This window comes from Alteromonas nitratireducens (assembly GCF_040812025.1).
GTDB lineage: Bacteria > Pseudomonadota > Gammaproteobacteria > Enterobacterales > Alteromonadaceae > Alteromonas > Alteromonas nitratireducens.
In genome coordinates this window covers 1-25,244 of the sequence record NZ_JBFNPK010000009.1, presented here as the reverse complement: position 1 = coordinate 25,244, position 25,244 = coordinate 1, and the positions used below count along the sequence as shown (strand labels likewise).

The window sequence follows — 25,244 nt, the reverse complement described above, 5'->3', positions numbered from 1 at the left end:
ATGCTGCTGTCGGATATTTCGGTAAAAAGGCCGGTTTTCGCCACAGTAGTTAATCTGCTGCTGATTATTTTTGGTGTGGTGGCATTCAGCATGCTCTCGCTGCGAGAGTACCCTGATATCGATCCGCCGATTGTGTCGATTAACACCAATTACCCGGGTGCCTCAGCGAACATTATTGAAACCCGTATTACGCAGTTGCTGGAAGACCGGATATCCGGTATCGAAGGGATTAAAAACATTACCTCGACCAGCCGTAACGGGCGCTCCAGTATTACGATTGAGTTTAAGCTCAGCCGCGACATTGATGCGGCGGCCAATGATGTGCGTGAACGCGTAAGCCGGGCACTGAATAACCTGCCTGACCAGGCAGACCCGCCGGAGGTCTCAAAAGCCAATTCCGATGAAAGTGTGGTGGTGTGGTACAACCTGCGCAGTACCAACCTTAATACCATGGAGCTGACCGATTACGCGGAACGCTTCCTGGTTGATCGGTTGTCTATTGTCGATGGGGTTGCACGCGTTCAGCTTGGTGGCGGTCGCACGTACGCCATGAAAGTGTTTCTCGACCGCAATGCCATGGCAGCCCGTGGCATAACAGTGGCTGACGTTGAATCAGTGATCCGCACGGAAAACGTTGAGTTGCCGGCCGGTGAGGTGGAGTCGACGGATCGTAATTTTGAAGTGCGGGTGGCGCGCAGCTTCCTTACCCCGGATGACTTTGCCGACCTGACCGTCGCCGTTGGTGACGATGGTTATCTTGTTAAGCTGGGTGAAATTGCTAACGTCGAGCTGGCGGCGGTAGACGATGAAACTGAGTTTCGTGGTGATGGCGTCAATATGATAGGCCTGGGTATTGTTAAGCAGTCCAAAGCCAATACCCTGGATGTGGCGCGCGCCGCAAAAGTACAGATTGAGCGCATCAGCGCAAGCCTGCCGGACAACATCTTTATCGTGCCGAGCTATGATTCGTCGGTGTTTATCGAAGAGTCCATTAACGAGGTATACAACACCCTGGGTATCGCCATGCTGATGGTGGTGATCGTGATTTATCTGTTTTTGGGCAATATCAGGGCAACCCTGATCCCCGCGGTAACGGTGCCAGTCTCGCTCATCGGTGCGTTTGTGGTGATGTATGCGCTGGGCTTTTCTATCAACCTGCTGACGCTGCTGGCGATGGTGCTGGCCATTGGTCTGGTGGTGGATGACGCCATCGTTGTGCTGGAAAACATATATCGGCGTATCGAGCTTGGTGAGCCACCGCTGCTTGCTGCCTACCGCGGTGCACGCGAGGTCGGTTTTGCGGTTATCGCCACCACCCTGGTACTGATCAGTGTGTTTGTTCCGCTGGTATTTCTTGAGGGTAACATTGGCCGGTTATTCACCGAGTTTGCGCTGGCTATTGCCGCTGCCGTTGCGTTCTCGAGTTTCACCGCCCTGACGCTGTCACCCATGATGTCGTCGAAATTGCTGAAAAAGCGCGAGCGGACATCCGGCTTCGGTAATTTCATTGATAAAGGCTTTAAAAAGCTCGAACGTGGTTACTTCAACAGCCTGGGCAAAACCCTGCATCAGCCACTGATGATGAGTGTGCTGCTGATCATTGCAGTCGTTGCCGTTATTCAGCTTTCAGAGCGGGTCCCGAGCGAGTTTGTGCCGCGTGAAGACCGCGGTAATTTTTTCATTCTGATGCAGTCGCAGGAAGGTGCCAGCTTTGAGAGTAATGCGGCTAACCTGAAGAAGATCGAAGAGATTCTGATGCCTTACCGTGAGGATGGCACAATCAGCCGGCTGCTGGTCAGAACGCCTGGCTTTGGTGGCAATGCCGGTATCGCTATTGTCGGAGCTGCAGCGTGGGAAGAGCGCGAATATTCGACCTTCGACTTAATGGATGAAATCAGCCGGAAGCTCAATGACGTGCCCGATGTACGCGCATTTGCCATCATGCGCAGTGCTATCGCCGGGGGCGGATTTGGCCGTCCGGTACAATTTGTACTGCAGGGAGATACTTACGAGAATCTGGTGGAGTGGCGTGACACTGTCATGGAGAAGGCGGCTGAAAACCCTAACCTCATTCGTATCGACTCCGATTACAAGGAAACATCGCCACAACTGCTTATCAACATTGACCGTGATCGCGCTGCTGACCTGGGTGTCTCTATTACCGATATTGGTCGCACTCTGGAAGTCATGCTGGGTCAGCGCCGTGTGTCGACCTACCTGGATCGTGGCGAGGAGTACGATGTCATCATGGAAGGGATTGAAGCGGACTATCGCAGCCCAAGCAGCATCGATAACCTTTACGTGCGGTCATCACGCACCGGTGAGCTGATCCCAATGGATAACCTGGTCACGTTTACTGAACAGGCGACCTCGGCACAGCTGAACCGCTATAACCGCATGCGCTCGGTAACCATATCCGCGAACCTCGCCGAAGGTTATACGGTCGGACAGGCACTGGCTTTCCTGGAAAATATTGTGCGCACTGAACTGCCGGACACGGTGTCAATCGACTACAAAGGCGAGTCGCAGCTTTATCAGGAAGCGGGGAACTCGTTCGTCTACGTGTTTATGCTGGCGCTGGCGGTAACCTATCTCATCCTGGCCGCACAGTTTGAGAGCTGGGTGCACCCGCTGGTGATTATGCTGACGGTACCGCTGGCACTGGTTGGCGCCTACATGGGACTGTTCTTTGCAGACATGACTATCAATATCTACAGCCAGATTGGTCTGGTTATGCTGATTGGTCTGGCGGCCAAGAACGGCATATTGATTGTGGAGTTCGCCAATCAGTTGCGTGACGCCGGTATCGCGTTCGAAGAGGCGTTACGAAAAGCGGCGACACAACGTCTGCGTCCTATCGTGATGACCGGATTTACAACCATCTTCAGTTCGCTTCCTTTGGTACTGGCCAGCGGGCCGGGTGCAGAAAGCCGTATGGTTATCGGTATGGTGATTTTCGCCGGGGTGCTGGTGTCAGCCTTTATGACACTGTATGTGGTGCCCACGGCATATGCCTGGCTGGCCCGCCATACCGATTCACCGCTGAAACTGACCAAAGAAGTGGAGCATCTGGACGAAACCCTGCCCTATAAAAAAGGGGATATTCAGTAACGATGACCGCCCGGCTGTGATGCCGGGCGTTTTATTTTCCCCGCCTGAAAAATCACCCTCGTTGTCTTTGCAATCAAATTACTGATTTTTTTAATTTATTTTTGCGTATGAAATTTGAAGCGATTAGATAATTCGTCTAATTGTACATATTAAACGCGAACTATTAGAATGCGCCCCGAATGATAACACCCGTCACGTTTTGCAGTTTTGAGTGACAAACACCGTCGTTAAATTTTGTTTAGCGGCAACAAAGAGGTTCTGATGAAAAAATGGTTGTTAACCGCGTGTCTGTTTAGCAGCGTCAGCTTTGCTGATGTGGCTGTTATTGTGCACCCAAGCAATGCAGACGCACTTGATAATGAAATGGTAAGTCGTCTTTTTTTGAATAAGGCGAAGGCGTTCCCGGGCGGAAACCGGGCAGAGCCACTGGCGCTCGCTTCCGATTCTGCCGAAACGGCTGTGTTCAACGACAAGGTACTGGGAAAAAGTGCGGCTCAGTTGACGGCATTCTGGTCGAAGCTGGTATTTACCGGTAAAGGCCAGCCGCCCAAAGAACTGGATTCGAGTCAGGCGGTCGTGTCTGCCGTAGCATCCCAGCCTAACGCCATTGGCTACGTAGACGCGTCGGCAGTGAACGACAGCGTACGCGTTGTGCTGACACTGAACTAAGCCATGAACATTAAATTAAAAGGTAACACCATGAAATACACACTTGTCGCAGCCTGCCTGGCGGGCCTGAGCGCCCCGGCTATTTGTGCTGAGCCACAAATCAATGGTTTCGCAAACTTTATTGGCGGCATGACGCTGGATGACAACGAAACCGTTTACGGGTATGACGATAACATCAGCTTTAGTCCGGCCACGCTGTTTGGTCTTCAGGTGCGCACTGACATCAACGACCGCCTGTCAGCAACGGCGCAGATCGTCGGGCGTGGAAGTGAAGACTTTGACCTCGATTTTGAGTGGGCATACATGAGCTATGCCATCAATGATAACACTAATATCAGTGCCGGCCGCCTGAGACTGCCGCTGTTTAAATACTCTGCGTATCTGGACGTGGGCTATGCCTATCACTGGCTGACGCCGCCACAATCGGTCTACAACGTTGATTACAACAACATTGATGGTATCCGCGTTGACTATCAGAACTACATGGGTGAGTGGGAGTATAACCTGCAGTTTACCGCCGGTGTGGTGGAAACCGACACAGTTATTGCAGGGGCACCTGCAGAACTGTCGATCGATAATGTCGTCACTGCATCATTCGACGTAACCCGCGACTGGTTCAGTGCCCGTGCGCTGTACGGGATGGGTAAGGTCACAGCCCGAAATAATGATTTCGGTCAGTTCATTGCCGGTTTGCGCCAGTTTTCGGCAGTGATACCAAATACCGCAGATGTAGCATCAAACCTGGAAGCCGATGATGATTCCGGGCGCTTTATTGAAGTGGCAGTTGATATTGATAAGTATGACTGGTTTGTTGGTGCTGAGTTTACTCGCGTTGAAGTGGATAACACTGCTATCGCGGTTAACGATGCCTGGTATGTCACTGCCGGTTTGCGTTTAGGGCAGTTTACGCCGCACATCACGTATGAAGAGGAAGAAGCGGATAACGGTGACCAGTTGGGTTACATCAGTGGCTTGCCGGCTGCCATAGCAAGCGGTGACGCGGTTACTGATGGTACCTGGGCGGTTCTGTATCAGAGTGCACAGGGCATCGTTGCTGCACAAAAAGCCAAGACCTCTGCCGTCACTGTCGGTGTTCGTTACGACTACGAGCCAGGCCTGGCGCTGAAAACCGATATCACCTGGTACAGTGATGATCTGAACGCAGCGCGTGACGCTACGCTCCTTCGCTTCGGAGTAAATTACACGTTCTGACCTCATGGCTGATGAATATCAGCACTATGAGAACTAAAGTTTTTCCGGTTATGGGAGATAACTTCTATAACCGGAAAACTTGCCTGTAAGTGACACAATAATAATAGGAGCGGGGATACATGAATTTCCTCAAGCGCATGCCCATCGCAACCAAGATTTTTCTTATTCCCGCGATTGCGGTTGTCAGTTTTATCGTTTATCTGTTGATCACGGTGTATACCGCTCTGAACAATGGCGAACTGCTTGATGAAGCGCAGAATGTTCAGTTTCCCGCGCTGCAGCTTTCTGCATCCACGCTGGTGGATATGCAAAAAGTCAGAGATACGCTCTCCAGTGCCGTGACAACCGGCGATGAAGACACCCTCGGACAGGCCGAAGACCTGGCGCGTGGTGTACACGATAAACTGGCCGAAATCACCGGCATCAGCCGCTCGTTTGCTGGCGATATTGCGGACATCAAGAAAGGCTTCGACAGTTATTATGGCATTGCCAGCCAGGTGTCCCTCTCCATGGTAAATGGTACGGCAGACTTTAGCCGGATTGGTCAGCTGTCAGAGCAGATGAATGCATCGTATGATAAGTCCATCGAGGCGATGACCACCTTCCGCGACCAGCAGCAGCGTGCGTTTGAGAAAGCCTTCCAGGACACTGAATCCGCCAACACATCGCAAATCAGCACCGGTATCGTTATGACCATTGTGGTTACGCTGGTGCTGTTTGCTACCGCCATTCCCATCGTGCGCGGAATCAAGCTGAGTATTGTGGATGTGGTGCGCTCGCTGAAAGACATTGCGCAGGAGAATGGCGATTTGACGGTGCGAATTACGACCGACAGCAAGGATGAAATTGGTGAACTGGTTCACTGGTTCAATCAGTTTATGGACAAATTGCAACAGGTTGTGCGCGACGTGGTGGAGTCGAGCCTTCCGCTGTCAAAGCTGGCGCAGGATTTGCGCGGCTTAACCGAAGAGACGGGCCGCACGATAGAGGTTCAGCAGGCGGCTGCTGATGACGCGAAATGTGCCGTGGACACCATGAGTGGTTCGGTTGACAGTGTGGCGCACAGTGCTGCTGAGGCCGCGAATGATGCTAACGAAGCGAGTGGTGCGGCAGAAGAAGGTAAAGCCATCGTTCAGCAAACTGTTGCCAGTATTCAGCAACTGGCAGATAACGTACGTGAAACCGCCGCGGTAATTTCACGTCTGGAAGAAGACTCCAATAAAGTCGGTTCGGTACTGGATGTGATTAAAGGGATTGCCGAGCAGACCAACCTGCTGGCACTGAATGCGGCTATTGAGGCTGCCCGTGCCGGTGAACAGGGGCGCGGTTTTGCCGTGGTGGCCGATGAGGTGAGAACACTCGCATCACGCACGCAGCAGTCTACCGAAGAAATTCAGGCTACCATTGAGCAATTACAAAGCGCAGCCAAATCGGCGGTAGATGTAATGGCGAAAGGTACCGAGCAGGCCTCGTCCAGTGTGGAAACCGCGAACCGCGCAGGTACCAGCCTCGAATCCATTACCAGCACAATTGCCCGCATCAACAGTATGAATGACCAGATTGCACGTAATACTGAAGACCAGCGAAACGTGGCGTCTGATATTGTAAGTCACGTGGATGTTATTCATCAGCGCACCGAAGAGACGGCATCGCGCTCAGGTCAGCTGGGCAGCATGTGTAATGAGCTCGCTGAGCTGGCGCAACACCTCGAGGCAATTGCCAAACAGTTCAGAGTCTGATGTCACGCGTTGAGCGCGGTCACAAAGCCGAACAATGCCTGGTTGTACGCCTGTGGGCACTGGGCAAAGGGCATGTGGCCGGTCTGCTCAAATACCGATAGCGTGGTATGCGGAATGTGCTCGTTGAGCAGATACGCCAGTTTTACCAGCGAATAGCTGTCATCCTCGCCGTGGGTTAGCAGTACCGGGCGTTGTAACTCGGCCAGCAGATCATCATAGTCCATAGTGCGCTGACGCATCGCGTCACGAACATACTTCGGACAGGCTGCCAAATCCTCACTCATATAGCCTTTTAGTGTGGCATCATCAATGCCCTCGGTCAGGTCACTGACAAATTGTTTCTCGGCCTCGCGGATGCGGTCAGGCTCGTCACTGAACAAATCGGCCAGTACCTGGTAGCCCGGGCCTTTTACGTCGTCTCTTGCCAGTGTGCCCGCTGCAATAAAGTTAATCCCATTGATGCGTGCTTCACCATAGGCCCGGATATAATCACTGATCATGCGGCCGCCGTAGGACCACGCAACCAGCGTCGCACATTCCAGTTTGAGTGAGTGGAAGATAACAGCAAGATCATCAGCCCAGCGCTGGCCGTCCTGATAGGCGAGTGGATCAGTGGGTTTATCAGACCGCCCGTGACCACGCATATCCAGTGCAATCAGATGAAAATGCTCGTTTAGCAGTTTACTGCCAAGCTGGTAAATCCAGGCACGATGAGAAGAACAGGCGCCATGGATAAAAATTATCGCAGGGCGCCCGGCTCGGTTGTTATGAACAAGGTGCAGCCCGGTGTTATCCAGGCTGACCAGGTGTGTTTCGATCATCGATCAGGATGCATTAGGATAAGCTTTAGCGCGGACTTTCATCCACTCTTCCATATCGGCTTTCGCATCACGGGCCTTGTCGTGGAAGTAACGCTCTGTGTCATCCACGTTGTGGGTGAATTCAACGCACAGGCCGTTCGGATCGTAGAAGTAAATCGAGTTACAGTACTCGTGGTCAATATTCATGTACTCAATACCATGATCATCCAGGCGCTTACGGTAGTGATTCAGGGTATCCTCGTCATCTATTTCAAGCGCGATGTGGTGCGTCCAGACATCCGTATTTTCAAACCCGCAGCCGAGGTCCTCGTACTTCTGTGGGAAGTCGAAGAACGCCAGCCAGCTGCCATCACTCAGTTCAAAATACAGGTGCGCATATGGCGTCTCGTTACCCGTGATAGGATCTTTCGGCTCAATGATGGCGCACACCAGCGGGATATCGAGAATATCTTCATAGAATTTGCGCGTCTCTTCCGCATTCTTACACTTGAAGGCATGGTGATGCAGAGAGTGCACCTCTGTTTTTCCGCGGCGCTTACGCTGGACAGAACGCAGCTTTTGAATCGGTGTATCGGATTTGTTCCAGTGGGCTAAAGACATCGTAGTTCTCCCGTTCGTTTATCCAGATAGTAGTCTGTTAACGTTAAATTTACATTTCAAATTTGTAGTTATAGGTCAGGCCGTAGACACGTGGACGTGCACGGTACACAAAGCCGCCTGGTGACCATTCCGCGTTGTACTGCTTGTCAAAGAGGTTTTTCGCCCACAGAGACAGTGACCAGTTCTCGGTGTCGTAGGTGATGCGTGCATCAACCAGATTAACCGGATCACGGGTGGTGCTTTCGTAAATGTCGAAGTTAGTTTCACCGAGACGCTGGTAATCAAGGCGATAAATCAGGCTGGTGATACCATCGCTGAGATCCTGGCGGTATTCCGCGCCCAGGTTAACCGTGGTTTTTGATACTGCCGGGGTCTGGTTACCAACCGCGGCTGGGTCGCCATACTCGGTAATTTCACTGTCAACATAACCGAATCCGGCGACAACGCGCAGGCCAGGCAGTGGCGTGGCAGTGATGTCGAATTCAAATCCGTTCAGTTCTGATTCGTCGATGGTACCGATGTTCTGCGTTGAGTTTTCCTGCAGGAACACGAAGAACGGGGTGTTTTCGCTGATAGTAGAATAGAGCGCAAAGCCACCACGTACTGTGTTGTCGGCCAGCGTGAATTTACCACCGAGTTCCCAGGTCGAGGCCGTTTCTGCTTCGTAGAACTCTTTAATACCGAAAATGCCAGCCGCACCTGCGACCGCATCAGAACCGGTCTGGTTAAATCCGCCAGAGCGGAAACCGACACTGTAGCCACCGTACATCGTGAACTCGTCAATCGGCTTGTAGGTCAGGGTCACTTTTGGCTGCCATTCACTGAAGGTACGCTCGCGCACTTCACCTTCCACACCCACAGGGAAGCCAGGAACGTTAGGGATAAACTCCTGCGGAGTCTGGGTCAGGTTCTCACGTTCATCGCGGTCATAACGCAGAGAGGCGTCCACTGACCACTGGTCGTCAATTTCGTACGACATGTTCGCGAACACCGCCCAAGCGAAGTTATTACGCAGGTCTGACAGGAAGTTCAGCTGCGGGTTACGCGGATCGGTACTGATCCAGCTCAGTGGTGACGCAAAGCCAAGACCGAAGTCCGCGCGCGCACCGTTTTGTTGCAACTGTTCCGTATCAACCAGGTAGACACCGTAGATATACTTAAACCGTTCTGAATCCGGTGACGTGTAGCGAAGCTCCTGACTCCAGTTCTTCGAGCCGAAGTTGGAAATCTGGTTCTGGTCGTAAGAGAACTCTTCCGGTACGCCAAAACCCAGCAGCAGGTTGTACAGGAACGACTCTTCTACCGGCAGGAAGTCGTACGCGTCACCGGCAATCAGCTCTTTACTGCGGTCATACGCTGTGATTGATGTCCAGGTGCCGCCGTCCTCATCGGTATAGGTAATTTTGACCGAGCCACCGTACAGGTCGCGATCGTTGATACCTGGGTTGTTGGTACGGGGGTCCAGCACTTCGTTTACATCAAACGTGATGCGGTAGTTGAATGGCTGGGTTTCCAGTGCACTGTAGTAGCCACGGAAATCCACTTCCAGGTTATCGTTTACAAACCACAGCGCCTTACCACGGAATGATAAATCACGCAGAGGGTCGGAGTTTTCACCCAGAAACGTGTTTTCAATGTAACCATCGGTATCGTAGAACGAGCCGGAGATGCGATACGCCCAATCTTCTCCCAGCGGACCACTCAGGCCTGCCTGAACGCGATAACCCGGACCATTATCCACGCCAAGGCGAATTTTACCCTGGGTATACTCTGTCGGATCTTTGGTGTTAATTACGATGGCACCACCAATCGCATTTCGGCCGTACAAACCACCCTGCGGACCTTTGAGCACCTCAATCTGCTGAATGTCGAACAGCTCCTGCTGGAACTGGCCTGCGTCGGTTTGCTGAACGCCGTCTACAATCACCGCCACCGATGGCTGGGTGTCGCGGTTCTGGGAGATACCGCGGATAGTAATAAACGCCATGCCGGCGTTCTGGGTTTCAATCAGCGTCACATTTGGTGTGAGCCCGATGAAGTCTGCCGGGCGGTCTATTCCCGAACGTTCAATGTCCAGCTCGGTGAAGGCCGTCATCGATACCGGGGCATCCTGAAGCTTGGTGCTTCGGCGGGTACCCTGAACCATAATGACTTCAACATCCTTCGCTTCTTCTTCGGTCGCGTTACTGTCCGCGTCCTGCTGAGCAAACACTGGTTGTGCAGCAAATGCGCCTGCAACCATCACGCTTAATAACGACTTTTTGAACAGATTTTTATTTACAAATTCAGGCATGATTTTTTCTCCACCCGGTATTTGGTCCCAGCAAACTGCGGGCACGAAACCACAACAGATGATTAACGTTTCATTTACATTAATATCTTCGACTATCGAAATCAAGTTCGATAGTCGAAAAATTGTGATTTTTTTTCGTAAGATGAATTTCAGACACAAAAAAAGCACGCCGAAGCGTGCTTTTTACCGGGAAGAAAAGACTTAAAGGCGAAGTAACGAGTGCAGCAGAACCGGCCACTTGTTCAGTGATTGCTGGATTTGTTGTGAAGCCTGTTTGAGCAGCGGAAGGCGGGTTCTGACCATCTCGTCCTGGGCAATACGTGAGGCCGCAGTTGAACAGTTGATGGCAGCCAGTACGTGGCCATTGTCGTCGTAGACGGGGACCGCCAGTGACACCAGCCCGTAGTCCAGTTCACTGAGTACCGAGCAGTACCCCTTCTCGCGGATCTCGGCAAGCTGTTTACGCAGTAATTCCGGCGTCGTGACCGTCATGTCGGTGAAGCGTTTCAACTGCGCGGTTTCCAGGTAGTGGTCGAGCTTTTCTTCGGGCAGATGCGCCAGCATGACTTTACCCATCGACGTGGCATGGGCCGGAAAACGTGTTCCTACGCCCGCATTCAGGCGAATGTGCCGGTTGGTCGGAATATGCGCCAGGTAAAGAATGTCCTCACCAGAGAGCACCGAAATAGAAGAACTGTCGCCGGTCTCATCCCGTACACTTTGCAGGTGCTCTCCGATAACCGAGTCAATACTGGCCGATGCCAGAAAGGCCGAGCCAAACACCAGCACTTCCGGTGTCAGCAGGAACTTCTTACCAGACCGCGTGACATAGCCTAGTGCCACCAGTGTATTAAGGCAGCGGCGCGCGACGGCAGGGCTAAGATTGGTCGCTGCGGCGACTTCGCTGAGCTGCATCTCTGGCTGCGATTTATTAAATGACCGCAGAACCGTAAGGCCGCGTTCCAGCGTGGTCAGATACTCGGGATCTTTTTCTTTCAACGTTTAGCACTACTATCAAATACAACTCCGCCGACTATATCAAAGTTGCAGGGTGGTAAAAATACCAGGGCGTTATTTGAAGCCCTGGCCATTGTGCTCACCAAGCACCGGTGGTGCCGTTACGGTGTCATTGATGTGACCATTAAACCGCAGCGCAGGGCGCACAGTTGTGAACTTACCCTTGGTCGGGTGGGTGGTCTCAACTTTCAGTTTCATGTGTTTAGCCTGCGGTGTCTCCAGTGCCTCGGCCGAGTTCATTACCAGCGAATGGGGGACTTCAATCTCGGTAAGTCGCTGACACCAGTGTGATGACGGCTCACTCAGGAATATCGGTTTGAGAAACGCCAGTACCTTATCGTAATTGTCTATTCGTGCTTCGCGGCTGCAAAATTCCGGGCGTTCCAGCATATCGGGGTGTCCTACTGCTTCTGCCAGACCTGTCCAGAACTTCGCCGGTGATGACATGTGCAGGGCAAGCCAGCGTCCATCCTGACACTCAAATACATAAGACTGGGAAACATTAGGTCTGCTCTCCGGACCCATGATCAGATCGGCAGAGAAATAATGCGTAAAGTCATCGAGGTTGAAGTGAGTCATCGCCTCCAGCATAGAGACCTCCACCAGGCACCCTTCATTCGACTCATGGCGCTTGTACAGCGCGGCGAGGATCCCCTGTGATGCATAAAACCCGGTGATGGCGTCGGCTATGGCTGGCCCGACAACCCGCGGGTTGGCAGGGTTAAGCAACAGACGCAGGAAACCGGTAGCAGCCTGGGCAACCGTATCAAAGGCTGGCTTCAGGGCGTCCGGGCCGTCTGAACCAAACCCGGAGATAGAGCAATACACCAGACGTGGGTTCAGCGCTTTCAGGCGGGCGTAATCTACGTTCAGTTTATCGGCAACACCGGGTCGGAAGTTTTCGATGAACACGTCAGCTTCTTTAATAAGCGCATCAAAAGCGGCAAGATCGTTGTCGTCACGGGTATCCAGCTCTACGCTGCGCTTGTTCCGGTTATAGGTCTGAAAGTGCGGGCTGTAGAGTTCACCCTTGAAGGCACGAAACGGGTCACCTGTCTCCGGACGCTCAACTTTGATCACATCAGCGCCCATGTCTGCGAGGAACATCCCTGCAGCAGGTCCGGTAATGAACGTCCCCATTTCTACCACTTTCACATTGTCTAACATTTTCGTCATAGCAGAATCCTCACTCACACGCTTCACGTGGATAAAGTTCGAGATGTTTCTTTACACTTTGCTAACAATATTATATTCTTCGATAATCGAAATCAAGTTCGGTATGCGAAATTTAATTGAGGCGGGTACGATACGTTTCCGCCGGGAGACTGACAATGAGAATAGGCAAACAGGACAACTTTACCTCTGCAATTTGTACGTCAACGGCAGAAAACATCACTGTTCGGGGCTATGATCTGTGCGACGACATTATGGGGCAGGTCGATTTTACCTCGTATTTCTGGCTGCTGGTATGTGGTCAGATGCCGGATGAAAAACAGAAGTTTTTCGCCAACGTGGTGCTGACAGCAATAGCCGAACACGGTCTTGTTCCCAGTGTTGTGGCGGCGCGTATGACGCTGGCGGCAGCGCCGGAAGCGTTCCAGGGTGCTGTTGCCGCCGGTCTGAATGGGTGTGGCTCGGTGGTGTTGGGTAGTGCTGAAGTTGCCGGACGTTTCCTGCAGTCCGTGGTAGAGAAAGCCGAAACCATGGGCATGGAAGACGCTGCCCGGACAGTGCTTGAAGAATACAAGGCGCAAAAGCAGCGCGTGCCTGGCTACGGGCACCCATTACACTCTGCCGGCGATCCGCGCGCAAATCTCATCATGAAACTTGCAAAAGAAAAGGGCGTGGAAGGGAAGTACTTTGCGGCGCTATATATGGTGCACAAGCTGATGCCTGAGATTATCGGCAAGGCCCTGCCCGTTAATGTAAACGGCGCTATTCCTGCCATTATGCTGGATGTCGGTTTCCCACTCAGTGCACTGAAGGGAATCTCTCTGCTGGCCCGCACCGGGAGTCTGGTTGCTCACCTGCAGGAAGAAACGACAACACCCATCGGCTTTATTCTGTCTGGAAAGGCAGTCGAACAGGTTGAATATACCGGGCCAATGACGCCTGAAAAATAAGAGGACTTACTCATGAAAGCACTGATTCTTTATTATTCTACTTACGGTCATATTGAAGCGCTTGCCTCAGCAGTCGCTGAGGGAGTAAAGCAGGTTGAAGGTGCCGAAGTCGTGATCAAGCGCGTACCGGAACTGATGCCTGAAGACGTGGCAAAGCAGGCTGGTGCCAAGCTCGACCAAAGTGCACCGATTGCCACCGTCAATGAACTGCCGGAGTATGATGCAATCATCATTGGTACACCGACCCGCTACGGTCGTATGGCCGCGCAAATGGCAAACTTTTTGGATCAGACCGGCGGTCTGTGGTTCCAGGATGCGCTGGTAGGTAAAGTGGGAAGTGTGTTTACCTCAACGGCCAGTCAGCATGGCGGTCAGGAAACCACACTGATGTCGACAATTGTCAACCTGATGCATTTCGGTATGACCATTGTAGGCGCACCCTACACTGAGAAGCGCCTGACCCTGATTGACGAAGTGATGGGCGGAACACCCTATGGTGCCTCAACCATTGCCGGTGGTGACGGAAGCCGTCTGCCGAGTGAAAACGAGCTGGAAATCGCCAAGAGTCAGGGCCGCCATGTTGCTACTGTGGCGATGGCACTGAAGAAAGGCAGCGCCTGATTCGTATATGGTAAAACGCTCCTGCCTGTCAGGAGCGTTTTTGTTTTCCCCTCTGAAAAGTGGATTGCTCCATGGCTAATCACACCCCCAAAACCCTGTATGAAAAATTGTTTGACGCTCACTGTGTTGTACAGGATGGTGAGGAGAGCCTGCTTTATATCGACCTTCATCTGGTACATGAAGTTACCTCGCCGCAGGCCTTCGATGGGTTGGTGCAGCGCGGGCGTAAAGTACGACGCCCGGACCTTACCCTGGCAACCATGGATCATGCCATTCCGACGACGTCTGCCGATTACACTGACTGCAGTGATGAAAACCGCCTTCAGCTTGCTACTCTGCAAAAAAATTGTGAGACCCATGCGATTGCACTGTTTCCGGTAGGGCATGACAAGCAAGGGGTTGTGCATGTGATTGCGCCGGAACAGGGACGGGTACAGCCCGGAATGACCATTGTCTGTGGCGATTCTCACACCTCTACCCATGGTGCGTTTGGCGCACTTGCGTTTGGTATCGGCACGTCCCAGGTTGAACACGTGCTGGCAACACAAACGGTGCGAACCTCGCGCGCAAAAACCATGAATGTAGAGCTGACCGGCATGCTGCCGCGCGGCGTCAGTGCCAAAGATATTGCACTGTATGTACTCGGGCAGATTGGTGCACAGGGTGGCAACGGGCATGTGATTGAATATACCGGAGAAGTGGTGCGCAGCCTGTCGATGGAGGGCCGGATGACCCTCTGTAATATGGCTATTGAAGGCGGTGCAAAAAGTGCGCTTATTGCACCGGACGAAACCACATTCCGCTACCTTGAGGCAACGCTTGGGAACGAACCGGACTGGCCTGAGCGTCTGGCGCGATGGCAGGCGCTTCGCAGCGATCCGGATGCCCGGTATGACAGAAAGCTGCACCTTGATGTCAGTGACCTGGCGCCTCAGGTGACCTGGGGAACCTCGCCTGCCCAGGTGGCATCCATCGAGGATACGGTGCCGGCAGCATCAGGTCCCCAGGCAGCGCAGGCGCTGCAATACATGGACCTGACTGAGGGGGATGCGTTGATGGGTAAGCCGCTGGACGTCGTATTTATCGGCTCCTGTACCAACAGTCGCATTGAAGACTTACGTCTTGCCGCCGCTGTCGCAAAACGGGGCAAAGTGGCGGATGGTGTACGCGCGCTGGTGGTGCCGGGCTCGGTTGCAGTGCGACAGCAGGCCGAGAGAGAAGGGCTCGACCAGATCTTTATTAACGCCGGTTTTGAGTGGCGTAATCCGGGCTGTTCGATGTGCCTTGGCATGAATAACGACCGGCTTGAACCCGGGCAGCGCTGTGCCTCAACCAGTAACCGCAACTTTGAAGGCCGTCAGGGCGCCGGTGGCAGAACGCATCTGATGAGCCCGGCAATGGCGGCCGCCGCCGCGCTGGCCGGACACATTACCGATGTGAGGACCTGGCTATGATAAGCAATGTTAATCCGTTTCTGTTTACCTCCAGGGTGTACCCGCTTGACCGGTCCGATGTTGATACCGACCAGATCATTCCGAAACAGTTTATGGCCGGCATCAGCAAGCAGGGACTGGGGAAAAGCCTGTTTTTTAACTGGCGTTATCAGCATGGCGATTATGCCACGCCGGTGTCTGACTTTATTCTGAATGATCCCGCCCGCGAGGGGGCCAGCATTCTGCTGGCAAGACAAAACTTTGGCTGCGGCTCCAGTCGGGAGCATGCGCAATGGGCATTATCCGACTTCGGGATCCGCTGTATTATCGCGCCGTCATTTGCGGATATTTTCTACCAGAACTGCATTTACAACCAGATATTGCCTGTCTCGCTCAGTGAATCGCAGGTGGATGTGTTGTTTGCCCGGGCCGCCGACCCTGATTTTCAGTTATCGGTAAATCTGATAGATCAGCGACTCGCCGCGCATGGAAACGGCTTTTGTACGGAATTCAGTATATCCGATGATAACCGGCACCTGCTGCTGAATAACCTAGACAGCATTTCCCTGACTGAGGTGTTCGAGAGTGATATCAGTGCCTTTGAGGCGCGTCATTTCCCCGGGAGCCGGCCATAAAAAAAGCCAGTCTGCTGACTGGCTTTTTTGTCTGCAACACTTGTGTCTTAGTCGTCCAGGAAGCTGCGAAGCTGCTCTGAGCGGCTAGGGTGACGAAGCTTGCGTAAGGCTTTGGCTTCAATCTGACGAATACGTTCACGGGTAACGTCAAACTGCTTGCCGACTTCTTCCAGCGTATGGTCGGTGTTCATATCAATACCAAAACGCATTCTCAGTACTTTCGCTTCACGCGCCGTCAGACCGGCCAGTACTTCCTGGGTTGCATCTTTGAGGCTGCCACCGGTCGCCGAATCCAGCGGCTGAATAATGGTGTTATCCTCAATGAAGTCACCCAGATGCGAATCTTCATCATCACCGATGGGCGTTTCCATCGAAATCGGCTCTTTGGCGATTTTCAGTACCTTACGGATCTTGTCTTCAGGCATCAGCATGCGCTCTGACAATTCTTCCGGGGTCGGCTCGCGTCCCATCTCCTGCAACATCTGGCGAGAGATACGATTCAGCTTGTTGATCGTTTCAATCATATGCACCGGAATACGGATGGTTCTTGCCTGGTCCGCGATAGAACGCGTGATAGCCTGACGGATCCACCAGGTTGCATAGGTCGAAAACTTGTAACCGCGACGGTATTCAAACTTGTCTACCGCTTTCATCAGACCGATGTTGCCTTCCTGAATCAGGTCAAGGAACTGCAGCCCACGGTTGGTGTACTTCTTCGCAATTGAAATAACCAGACGCAGGTTGGCTTCCACCATTTCCTTCTTGGCACGACGGGCTTTCGCCTCACCAATCGACATGCGACGGTTAATGTCTTTAATATCAGCGATGACCAGGCCAGTTTCCTGTTCGACCTGATTCATTTTTGAAATACAGCGCTCAATTTCCTCACGCAGCTCGGCCAGCGCGCCAGAGTAAGGTAAGCCTGCATTAATCGCTTCGCCAAGCCACTCGCTGGATGTTTCGTTACCTGCAAATGCCTTGATAAAGTCTTTCTTCGGCATTTTTGCGGTAACCACGCAGTGCTTCATTACCAGGCGTTCCTGAATGCGCACTTTGTCCATCATTTCACGCATGTTTTTAACCATGCGATCAAATTGCTTGGGCACCAGACGGAATTCTTTAAAGATGGCGCTTAAGGCTTCAATCTGTTTGCGGGCGTCTTTGTGAGCACGGCCTTTTTTCTCGATGACTTCACGGGTCTTCTCGTACTGCGCACGCAGTTCTGCGAATTTCTCACGGGCGTGCTCAGGATCTACTCCGCTATCGTCGTCATCCGCGTCGTCTTCATCTTCGTCGTCGTCTTCATCGTCCAGCTCTTCTTCGGACAGCTCAGAGCCCACGTGCGTCGCGGTAGGCGCCAGGTCCTGTTCCTCATTCGGATCGACAAAGCCGGAAATAATGTCGCCCAGCCGAATCTCTTCCGCTTCATACAGATCCCACTGGTCCAGCAGATAGGTAATGGCTTCCGGGTACTCTGCGACTGAGCACTGAACCTGGTTAATACCGTCTTCAATACGCTTGGCAATTTCAATCTCACCTTCACGGGTGAGCAGCTCTACGGTACCCATTTCGCGCATGTACATGCGCACCGGGTCGGTAGTGCGTCCAATCTCACTTTCTACCGTTGCCAGTGCCTGAGCGGCGGCTTCAGCTGCATCTTCATCAGCTGTCGCTTCCTGCATGAGTAATTCGTCTGAATCAGGGGCTGATTCAAAGACCTGTATACCCATGTCATTGATCATGCGGATAATATCTTCGATTTGATCAGAATCGATGATATCTTGCGGCAGGTGGTCGTTTACTTCTGCGAAGGTCAAGTAACCTTGCTCTTTACCTTTTGCAATCAGGAGTTTAATCTGAGACTGCTTGCTTTGCGCCATATACCCTACACTTCTCACATTCTATTAAAGTTGCATGATGACCCGTTACCCCTTTGCAGCGGGGCGTTATCACCACTGTCGTATCGATGCCGCTTCCGCACGGTAACGCCTGAAAATGCGTGTACCTGCGCGGGTCTTGATGCCCGTTACGCTGGCTGACAGGTGCGTCGCAGGTTTATTACATGTACCCGCGGCGAATTAGCCAGTATAGCAGATTTATTGTTATTTTTACCAGAACGGCGGTTGAAATTTTAGACAAAAATCACACTGTTAAGTTCGTTGTCTTTCCTGCATGAGCAGCTTGAGTTCCTGCTTTTCAGACTCACTCAACGGCTGTATACGTGCGCGTGACAATAATGTGTCAATGCGGCTGTCAAAATGCCAGTCCAGAAGCCGGGCAAAACTGTCGCTATAAACCCGTTTCGCTTCTTCATCACTGACCAGGTGTTCCTGCCCTAACAACTTCGCGATACTTGATGAATGGGGATGGGCACGGAAATTTTCAATCAGCTGTGCGGTCGTAGCCCGCGGATGTTGCTGGCAATATTCGTGTACAGCCAGTAGCAATGGCATGCCGGGTAACTCACTGGCTGCCAGTACGCCGGGATCTACCTCCGGGCAATCCGCTGCCAGTGAAGGGTGTTCCAGCAGTAATCTGAGTAACATACGAACCGGCGATACCCGTGCTTTTTGTACCTGTTGGTTGAGGCCGCCGGTATGCCGTGGATTTTGCTTACTGTTGGCTGACCTGATGTCCTGCTGCAGCTTGAAGCGGTCATATTCTTTGGTGTGTTTGGCCAGCTCTTCCTGAAGCATCAGCCGCTGTTGCTCGCCCTCAACGGTGTCGATAAGCGGTTGTGCGGCCGATTTCAGCGCGATCCGGCCCTCCGGGGTTCCCGGATTATGCTGCTTGAGTAATGAGTCATAGAAAAAGGTAGAGAGCGGCATGGCGTCATCACATAACGTCATAAACGCATCTTTACCAATTTTGCGTACCATGGAGTCCGGGTCTTCACCGTCGGGCAGGAACAAGAAGGATAGGCGAACCCCATCCTTGAGTGCGGGCAGCGCGTTCTCCAGCGCTCGCCATGCTGCCTCGCGACCAGCACGGTCACCGTCATAGCAGCAGATAATGTGACCACTGGCCCGCATCAGCATCTGCATGTGTTCGGGGGTGGTGGCGGTGCCGAGTGCTGCCGTGGCAATTGAAATACCGTACTGACTGAGCGCTACCACATCCATGTAGCCTTCAACCACTATCACCTTATCCAGATGACGGTTTTGCTGACGAGCCTGGTAAAAGCCAAACAGTTCCTGACCTTTATGGAAAATGCGGGTCTCCGGAGAGTTCAGGTATTTAGGGCCGCTGTCGTTCTCCAGTACACGGCCGCCAAAGCCAACCACCCGTCCGCGTTTATCACGGATAGGAAACATGATGCGATGGCGAAAAAAGTCATAGCGTTTTTTGCGGTCGTTCTCGTTAACCAGTTTCAGGTCAAGCAGTTGTCTGATGCGGTCTGCCGAGGTGCCAAACGTCTTCAGCAGGCTGTCCCAGCTGTCCGGTGCGTAGCCAATTTCCCACTGCTTCACGATTTCGCCCGACAGGCCGCGTCCTTTTAAGTAATCAATGGCCTTCTGACTATCGGGATGGGAGCGCAACTGTTGCTGGAAGAAACGGCTAACCTGTTCCATCAGCGCGTAGTCGTCCTGCTTTTGCTGGCGTTGCTGCTCGCTGACCTGCGGATGAAGGCTGCCTTTTTCTCTGGGCACCTCAAGGCCGTGGTAGCGGGCCAGTTCCTCTATAGCTTCAACAAATTCCAGCCGGTCAAATTCCATCACAAAGGAGATGGCGTTGCCGTGTGCGCCGCAACCAAAACAGTGATAAAACTGCTTATCCTGGCTAACCGTAAACGACGGTGTTTTTTCGTTATGAAACGGACAGCAGGCCTGATAGTTTTTACCGGCTTTTTTTAGTTTGACGCGGGCATCAACGATATCTACCACGTCCGTGCGGGCAAGCAGATCATCAATGAAGTCGCGGGGTATTTTTCCGGCCATAGTCTCTGACAGTCAGTGGTGCGAGGAATCGTCACATGCCTGAGCCGTGACTCAGGCAGACAAACGGGCTTTAATTTTCTGGCTCAGCGCGCCCATGTCAGTGCGCCCCTGTACTTTTGACTTCAGCACGCCCATGACCTTGCCCATGTCCTGCATGGAGCTGGCGCCAGTCTGTGACACGGCCTCCTCAATCAGCGCGGCCAGTTCGTCATCGGTTAATGGTGATGGCAGGAAAGCTTCAATGACGATAATTTCTTCGCGTTCCTTGGCGGCCAGATCATCGCGACCGGCACTGTCAAACTGACTGGCGGCGTCCTGGCGCTGCTTTACCATCTTGGTCAGTACCGCCAGCACTGCACTGTCGTCGAGTTCGATCTGCTCATCAATTTCACGCTGTTTAATGGCGGCCAGTGCCATTCTGATTGTACCAAGGCGGGTTTTGTCCTTGGCACGCATGGCGTCTTTCTGCGCTGAGCTTAATGCTTCTTTCAATGACATAGTCGGGCACTTCCCTATAGAAATTATTCGCTGTGGGACTAGGAAGATAGCAAGTTTTTCGGGTCCTGAAAACGCGAAAGGTGCTGCCGGAGCAACACCTTTCTTCAAGCTGAAATAAACCCTGTCTTAGTAGAGTTTAACGCGGCGTGCGTTTTCACGAGCCAGCTTTTTCAGATGACGCTTTTTCGCAGCAGCTTTCTTGCGCTTACGTTCCCAGGTCGGTTTTTCGAAGAACTCACGACGACGGACTTCAGACAGAACGCCAGCTTTTTCACAAGAACGCTTAAAACGGCGAAGCGCGACATCGAACGGCTCGTTTTCTCTAACTTTAACGATAGGCATTAAAAAATCACCTCAAAACTTATCAGTGGTTCCGGGTTAATTTATGCGCGAAAAATGGCACCCGGGTTAAAAATGGTGCGAAATTCTAATCATATCCACAGAAAATGTAAAGGTGGATTTAGCAAAAAATGGGCAATAATTGCGCTTTTCCTGCCGTGGAAGTTCACTGTTGCGCTGTTAGCAGGTAAACTCTCGCGCAATTCCTTATTCTTTCACACCAGTACAGGCACGATCATGCGAATTTTGGGTATAGAAACATCCTGTGATGAAACCGGCGTTGCAGTTTATGACGACGAACAGGGGTTACTTTCTCACGAACTGTACAGTCAGGTAAAATTGCATGCCGACTACGGTGGTGTTGTGCCTGAGCTGGCATCGCGTGATCACGTACGAAAGCTGATCCCGCTGATTAATAAGGCAATGGCCGATGCGGATACTACCCCCAGCGAGCTCGATGCGGTTGCCTATACGCAAGGGCCGGGGCTTGTCGGGGCGTTGTTGGTAGGATCGTCTGTAGGTCGCTCGCTGGCGTACGCCTGGGGCGTCCCGTCGGTAGGGGTGCATCATATGGAAGGGCACCTGCTGGCACCAATGCTGGAAGAGACAAAGCCGGAATTTCCCTTTGTTGCATTGCTGGTGTCCGGTGGACATTCCATGCTGGTGAAAGTCGATGGTATCGGGCGGTATACGCTGCTTGGCGAGTCCATTGATGATGCGGCAGGTGAAGCTTTCGATAAGACAGCCAAGCTGCTCGGTCTGGATTATCCGGGAGGTCCGTTGCTGGCCAAGCTTGCCGACAGCGGTGAGCCGGGTCACTATCAGTTCCCCCGTCCGATGACAGACCGCCCCGGTCTGGACTTCAGTTTCAGCGGCCTGAAAACCTTTGCCGCCAATACCATCCGCGACGCCGATGACAGTGAGCAGACCCGGGCCAATATTGCCTATGCGTTTCAGGAGGCGGTTGTCGATACGCTGACCATTAAGTGTAAGCGTGCGCTCAAGCAAACCGGGCTCAAGCGTCTGGTCATTGCCGGGGGCGTCAGCGCGAACCGCGCGCTACGTGAGAAAATGCAGGCGGTGATGCAGGAATTGGGTGGCGAAGTATTCTATCCGAGTCTGGGATTTTGTACCGACAACGGTGCGATGATCGCGTATGCAGGTATGCAGCGCCTTAAGGCCGGACAGCTCAGTGATCTCAGTGCACAGGCGCGTCCGCGCTGGCCGCTGGACACGCTAACCCCGGTATAATCCATTCAGTTTATTCTTTTATCCGGCCTTTGTCCCAGATACGACTTTCTGTGCCGTTCAGCAGTCGGCGGATATTGCCGCGATGGCGAACAATGATAAGCACCGACAACATCGCCACGGGCAGGGTGTATAACGGTTTAATAAACCAGGTAAATAAGGGCGCCAGGCTGACTGCAATCAGCGCCCCCAGTGATGAGTAGCCGCTAAGAAAAACCACCACACTCCAGGTCAGGATCAGGAGTCCCGCGAGATCAAGACCAATCGGCAGCATTGCACCAAACGCGGTCGCGACCGCTTTGCCCCCCTGAAAGTGAAAATAGAGCGGAAAGATATGTCCCAGACAGGCCGCAATCGCGATAAGTCCAAGGTACACCGGCTCAATGCCAAGAAAGTAGCTGCCGTACACCGGTATGGTACCTTTGAGAATATCCATGAGAAGAACCAGTGCTGCCGGAAAGCGACCGCCTAAACGCAGCACGTTGGTCGCGCCCGGGTTGTTCGAGCCGGCATAGCGCGGGTCAGGTAGCCCCCATACACGGCTGATCACAACCGCACTGGACAGTGAACCCATCAGATAGGCGATACCGGTCATCAGAATTATGGTTGCGATCATGTATTACTGGCGTGGTTCGGGTTACACTGCGCGTCACAGTACTAAAAAGCTGGGCGTGCCGCCAGTGTTGACGGGGATATTCCCGGATGGTGTGACCAGATAGGCGGTGCGCCCGACGTGCAAAAAGTGAAGCAATGGAAACCATAGAAATTCGAGGATTGAGCGTGGATACGCTCATTGGCGTTTACGACTGGGAACGAAAACGCACTACACGCCTTAAAATGGACATTACACTTGATGTAGATTTGTCACGCGCCATGGCCTCAGACAATGTTGCCGATACTGTAGACTATGCCGCCGTGGCCGAGACCGTTCGCCAGTGTGGTAATGACAGTCAGTTTGAACTGCTGGAAGCTCTCGGCGCGCATATCCTGACGGTATTACTCACCACCTATCCGGTTGAATGCGTCACCCTCACTATCTGTAAACCGGGCATTCTGCCCGACGCTGACAGCGTTGCAGTTACGATGAAACGGTCCCGTCACTGATGCAGCACGAGATTCTGATCAGTGTGGGTTCAAATATTCAGCGTGAGCACCACACCCGCGAAGCGCGTCTGGCGCTGGAGCAGGCATTTGACAATGTCGCCTGCTCGTCGGTTTATGAAAGTGAGGCTGTCGGATTTGACGGTGACGCATTTTACAATCTGGTTGTACGGGCACAGACCAGTCAGCCGTTACCGGCGGTCTGTCGCATTCTCAAAGACATTGAAGCCCGCAACGGACGTCACCACGGCGATAAAAAGTTTTGCAACCGGACGCTCGATCTGGACCTGCTCACCTTTAACGATGTCGTAACCGACGATCCGGTCGTGCTTCCGCGCGATGAAATTCTGTATAACGCGTTTGTGCTTCAGCCTCTGGCTGAACTGGTACCGGACAATGTACATCCGGTAGAAGGTAAAAGTTACGCGACGCTGTGGCAGCAGTTTGATAAATCAACCCAGCGGCTGCGACCCATCGCTTTCACATGGAGTTAACCGGCAGTGACCTTTTTTGAAATACTGATCCTCGCCATCATTCAGGGCATTACCGAGTTTTTGCCTATCAGCAGTTCCGGCCATTTGTTGCTGCCCGCCGCGTTGCTTGGCTGGAAGGAACAGGGGCTTGCGTTTGATGTTGCCGTGCATGTGGGCAGCCTGCTTGCCGTGATCCTGTATTTTCGTCAGGACATTCTGCATATGGCAACCGCCTGGCTGACTGAAGGCTTTCGTAAACAACAGTCTGCCGACAGCCGGCTGGCGTGGTTTGTGGTGTTGGCAACCCTGCCCGCTGTACTGGTGGGGTTTGCCCTTAAAGATCTGATTGAACTGTATGCGCGCACCCCCATGGTCATTGCCGTCACAACCATCGGTTTTGGCCTTCTGTTATGGTATGCCGATGCCACCGCCAAACGTCAGCAGCAGCTTGATACCCTCACGTTACGACAGGCAATGATGGTAGGTCTGGCACAGGTGCTGGCACTGATCCCGGGCACCTCACGCTCGGGGATAACCATGACGGCCGGCCTCATGCTTGGTCTCGATCGCGAAAGCTGCGCGCGCTTTTCTTTTCTGCTTTCTATCCCGGTAATCCTGGGCGCCGGTACCCTGGCAACCCTCGATCTGGTGAGTGAACCCCACCATATTGACTGGGCCATTCTGGGTTATGGCGCCTTGTTCTCGTTTGTCAGTGCGTATGCCTGTATTTATCTGTTTTTAAGCTGGATATCACGTATTGGTATGCTACCGTTTGTAATCTACCGCCTCATCCTTGGGGTTGGCTTGTTGTTCTTTATTGCAGGCTGAATGCGCTGCGTATTGTCGTTAAAGGAGACTATCAGTGTCAGATACGATTTTTACCAAAATCATCAACAAGGAAATTCCGGCAGAGATCCTGTATGAAGACGACATTTCTCTGGCGTTTAAAGACATTAACCCGCAGGCGCCGGTGCATTTTCTGGTGATTCCCAAAAAGCAGATTGTGACCATTAATGACATTACCGAAGCGGACCGTGAACTTGTCGGACACTTGTCTCTGGTAGCAGCAAAAGTGGCGAAAGACCTGGGTATTGCGCAGGAAGGCTATCGTACTGTCATGAACTGTAATGAGTTTGGCGGGCAGTCGGTTTACCACATCCATTTACATGTCCTGGGTGGCAAGCTGCTGGGCTGGCCGCCTTACACCAGCAAGCCAAAAACGCTGGAATAACTTAGCAGAGAAAGGCCACGGTTATGAAGTGACCCCATAAAGTTGGACTCATTTCTAAGCGGCGACCAAGGCCTGATTTCGATATTGTATCGGACTCAGGCCTTTTAGTTTCAGCTTAATACGTTCGTTGTTGTAATAGTCG

24 protein-coding genes are annotated in these 25,244 nt (G+C 52.7%); 13 read left to right on the top strand and 11 right to left on the bottom strand.

Annotation, left to right across the window (positions count from 1 at the left end; genetic code table 11):
• The 4 genes from AB1N33_RS09560 to AB1N33_RS09545 all read left to right on the top strand — a co-directional run bounded on the left by AB1N33_RS09560 (position 1) and on the right by AB1N33_RS09545 (position 6,731).
• Entirely contained in the window at positions 1–3,111 is a 3,111-nt protein-coding gene (locus AB1N33_RS09560) for an efflux RND transporter permease subunit (RefSeq protein WP_411271323.1), read from the top strand.
• A gap of 261 nt (positions 3,112–3,372) precedes the next feature.
• Positions 3,373–3,780: a type 2 periplasmic-binding domain-containing protein gene (locus AB1N33_RS09555; RefSeq protein WP_411271322.1), complete on the top strand. Its 408-nt coding sequence runs from the start codon at positions 3,373–3,375 to the stop codon at positions 3,778–3,780.
• 30 nt (positions 3,781–3,810) lie between these two features.
• The gene (locus AB1N33_RS09550; protein ID WP_411271321.1) at positions 3,811–4,992 is read left to right on the top strand and encodes a topoisomerase IV; all 1,182 of its coding nucleotides are present in this window, start codon (positions 3,811–3,813) and stop codon (positions 4,990–4,992) included.
• Between the two features lie 119 nt (positions 4,993–5,111).
• On the top strand, positions 5,112–6,731 hold the full coding sequence (locus tag AB1N33_RS09545; RefSeq protein ID WP_411271320.1) for a methyl-accepting chemotaxis protein: 1,620 nt from the start codon (positions 5,112–5,114) through the stop codon (positions 6,729–6,731).
• A gap of 2 nt (positions 6,732–6,733) precedes the next feature.
• Here AB1N33_RS09545 and AB1N33_RS09540 read toward each other — a convergent pair whose 3' ends face one another.
• The 5 genes from AB1N33_RS09540 to AB1N33_RS09520 form a co-directional block, all read right to left on the bottom strand.
• Complete coding sequence (locus AB1N33_RS09540; protein WP_411271319.1) at positions 6,734–7,552, bottom strand: alpha/beta fold hydrolase; 819 nt, start codon at positions 7,550–7,552, stop codon at positions 6,734–6,736.
• A gap of 3 nt (positions 7,553–7,555) precedes the next feature.
• Positions 7,556–8,152 (bottom strand): VOC family protein, encoded by a 597-nt coding sequence (locus tag AB1N33_RS09535; protein ID WP_411271318.1) that lies wholly within the window; start codon positions 8,150–8,152, stop codon positions 7,556–7,558.
• 49 nt (positions 8,153–8,201) lie between these two features.
• Positions 8,202–10,445, bottom strand: a complete 2,244-nt coding sequence (locus AB1N33_RS09530) for a TonB-dependent receptor (protein WP_411271317.1) — start codon at positions 10,443–10,445, stop codon at positions 8,202–8,204.
• Positions 10,446–10,646: 201 nt separating this feature from the next.
• Complete coding sequence (locus tag AB1N33_RS09525) at positions 10,647–11,444, bottom strand: IclR family transcriptional regulator domain-containing protein (protein WP_411271316.1); 798 nt, start codon at positions 11,442–11,444, stop codon at positions 10,647–10,649.
• Positions 11,445–11,516: 72 nt separating this feature from the next.
• Complete coding sequence (locus AB1N33_RS09520) at positions 11,517–12,638, bottom strand: CaiB/BaiF CoA transferase family protein (RefSeq protein WP_411271315.1); 1,122 nt, start codon at positions 12,636–12,638, stop codon at positions 11,517–11,519.
• A 155-nt stretch (positions 12,639–12,793) separates the two neighbouring features.
• On the opposite strand from AB1N33_RS09520, the gene AB1N33_RS09515 reads away from it, so the two are divergent.
• The 4 genes from AB1N33_RS09515 to leuD all read left to right on the top strand — a co-directional run bounded on the left by AB1N33_RS09515 (position 12,794) and on the right by leuD (position 16,274).
• The gene (locus tag AB1N33_RS09515) at positions 12,794–13,585 is read left to right on the top strand and encodes a citryl-CoA lyase (protein ID WP_411271314.1); all 792 of its coding nucleotides are present in this window, start codon (positions 12,794–12,796) and stop codon (positions 13,583–13,585) included.
• Between the two features lie 12 nt (positions 13,586–13,597).
• Positions 13,598–14,206, top strand: a complete 609-nt coding sequence (gene wrbA / locus AB1N33_RS09510) for an NAD(P)H:quinone oxidoreductase (RefSeq protein ID WP_411271313.1) — start codon at positions 13,598–13,600, stop codon at positions 14,204–14,206.
• A gap of 71 nt (positions 14,207–14,277) precedes the next feature.
• The gene (gene leuC, locus AB1N33_RS09505; protein WP_411271312.1) at positions 14,278–15,660 is read left to right on the top strand and encodes a 3-isopropylmalate dehydratase large subunit; all 1,383 of its coding nucleotides are present in this window, start codon (positions 14,278–14,280) and stop codon (positions 15,658–15,660) included.
• The gene (gene leuD / locus AB1N33_RS09500) at positions 15,657–16,274 is read left to right on the top strand and encodes a 3-isopropylmalate dehydratase small subunit (protein ID WP_411271311.1); all 618 of its coding nucleotides are present in this window, start codon (positions 15,657–15,659) and stop codon (positions 16,272–16,274) included. Before leuC ends, leuD begins: the two co-directional genes overlap by 4 nt.
• Before the next feature lie 47 nt (positions 16,275–16,321).
• On the opposite strand, the gene rpoD is transcribed toward leuD, so the two are convergent.
• From rpoD to rpsU, 4 genes are all read right to left on the bottom strand, one after another.
• A complete protein-coding gene (gene rpoD / locus AB1N33_RS09495) occupies positions 16,322–18,154 on the bottom strand; it encodes an RNA polymerase sigma factor RpoD (RefSeq protein WP_411271310.1) in 1,833 nt (610 codons plus the stop codon).
• A 270-nt stretch (positions 18,155–18,424) separates the two neighbouring features.
• Positions 18,425–20,212, bottom strand: a complete 1,788-nt coding sequence (gene dnaG, locus AB1N33_RS09490; RefSeq protein ID WP_411271309.1) for a DNA primase — start codon at positions 20,210–20,212, stop codon at positions 18,425–18,427.
• Between the two features lie 51 nt (positions 20,213–20,263).
• Positions 20,264–20,710: a GatB/YqeY domain-containing protein gene (locus AB1N33_RS09485; RefSeq protein WP_411271308.1), complete on the bottom strand. Its 447-nt coding sequence runs from the start codon at positions 20,708–20,710 to the stop codon at positions 20,264–20,266.
• 126 nt (positions 20,711–20,836) lie between these two features.
• Entirely contained in the window at positions 20,837–21,052 is a 216-nt protein-coding gene (gene rpsU / locus AB1N33_RS09480) for a 30S ribosomal protein S21 (protein ID WP_012517258.1), read from the bottom strand.
• A 234-nt stretch (positions 21,053–21,286) separates the two neighbouring features.
• Between rpsU and tsaD the strand changes: the two genes are divergently transcribed.
• The gene (tsaD, locus tag AB1N33_RS09475; RefSeq protein ID WP_411271307.1) at positions 21,287–22,300 is read left to right on the top strand and encodes a tRNA (adenosine(37)-N6)-threonylcarbamoyltransferase complex transferase subunit TsaD; all 1,014 of its coding nucleotides are present in this window, start codon (positions 21,287–21,289) and stop codon (positions 22,298–22,300) included.
• 10 nt (positions 22,301–22,310) lie between these two features.
• Here tsaD and plsY read toward each other — a convergent pair whose 3' ends face one another.
• Positions 22,311–22,913: a glycerol-3-phosphate 1-O-acyltransferase PlsY gene (gene plsY / locus AB1N33_RS09470; RefSeq protein WP_411271306.1), complete on the bottom strand. Its 603-nt coding sequence runs from the start codon at positions 22,911–22,913 to the stop codon at positions 22,311–22,313.
• Positions 22,914–23,047: 134 nt separating this feature from the next.
• Between plsY and folB the strand changes: the two genes are divergently transcribed.
• From folB to AB1N33_RS09450, 4 genes are read left to right on the top strand one after another with little or no spacing between them, the layout of a single operon-like run.
• Entirely contained in the window at positions 23,048–23,401 is a 354-nt protein-coding gene (folB, locus tag AB1N33_RS09465; protein ID WP_411271305.1) for a dihydroneopterin aldolase, read from the top strand.
• A complete protein-coding gene (gene folK / locus AB1N33_RS09460; RefSeq protein ID WP_411271304.1) occupies positions 23,401–23,892 on the top strand; it encodes a 2-amino-4-hydroxy-6-hydroxymethyldihydropteridine diphosphokinase in 492 nt (163 codons plus the stop codon). Before folB ends, folK begins: the two co-directional genes overlap by 1 nt.
• A gap of 6 nt (positions 23,893–23,898) precedes the next feature.
• On the top strand, positions 23,899–24,699 hold the full coding sequence (locus tag AB1N33_RS09455; protein WP_411271303.1) for an undecaprenyl-diphosphate phosphatase: 801 nt from the start codon (positions 23,899–23,901) through the stop codon (positions 24,697–24,699).
• 34 nt (positions 24,700–24,733) lie between these two features.
• The gene (locus tag AB1N33_RS09450) at positions 24,734–25,102 is read left to right on the top strand and encodes a histidine triad nucleotide-binding protein (protein ID WP_411271302.1); all 369 of its coding nucleotides are present in this window, start codon (positions 24,734–24,736) and stop codon (positions 25,100–25,102) included.
• A gap of 54 nt (positions 25,103–25,156) precedes the next feature.
• On the opposite strand, the gene AB1N33_RS09445 is transcribed toward AB1N33_RS09450, so the two are convergent.
• The coding region (locus AB1N33_RS09445) for an IS3 family transposase (RefSeq protein WP_411269965.1) at positions 25,157–25,244 on the bottom strand (88 nt) is incomplete at its 5' end.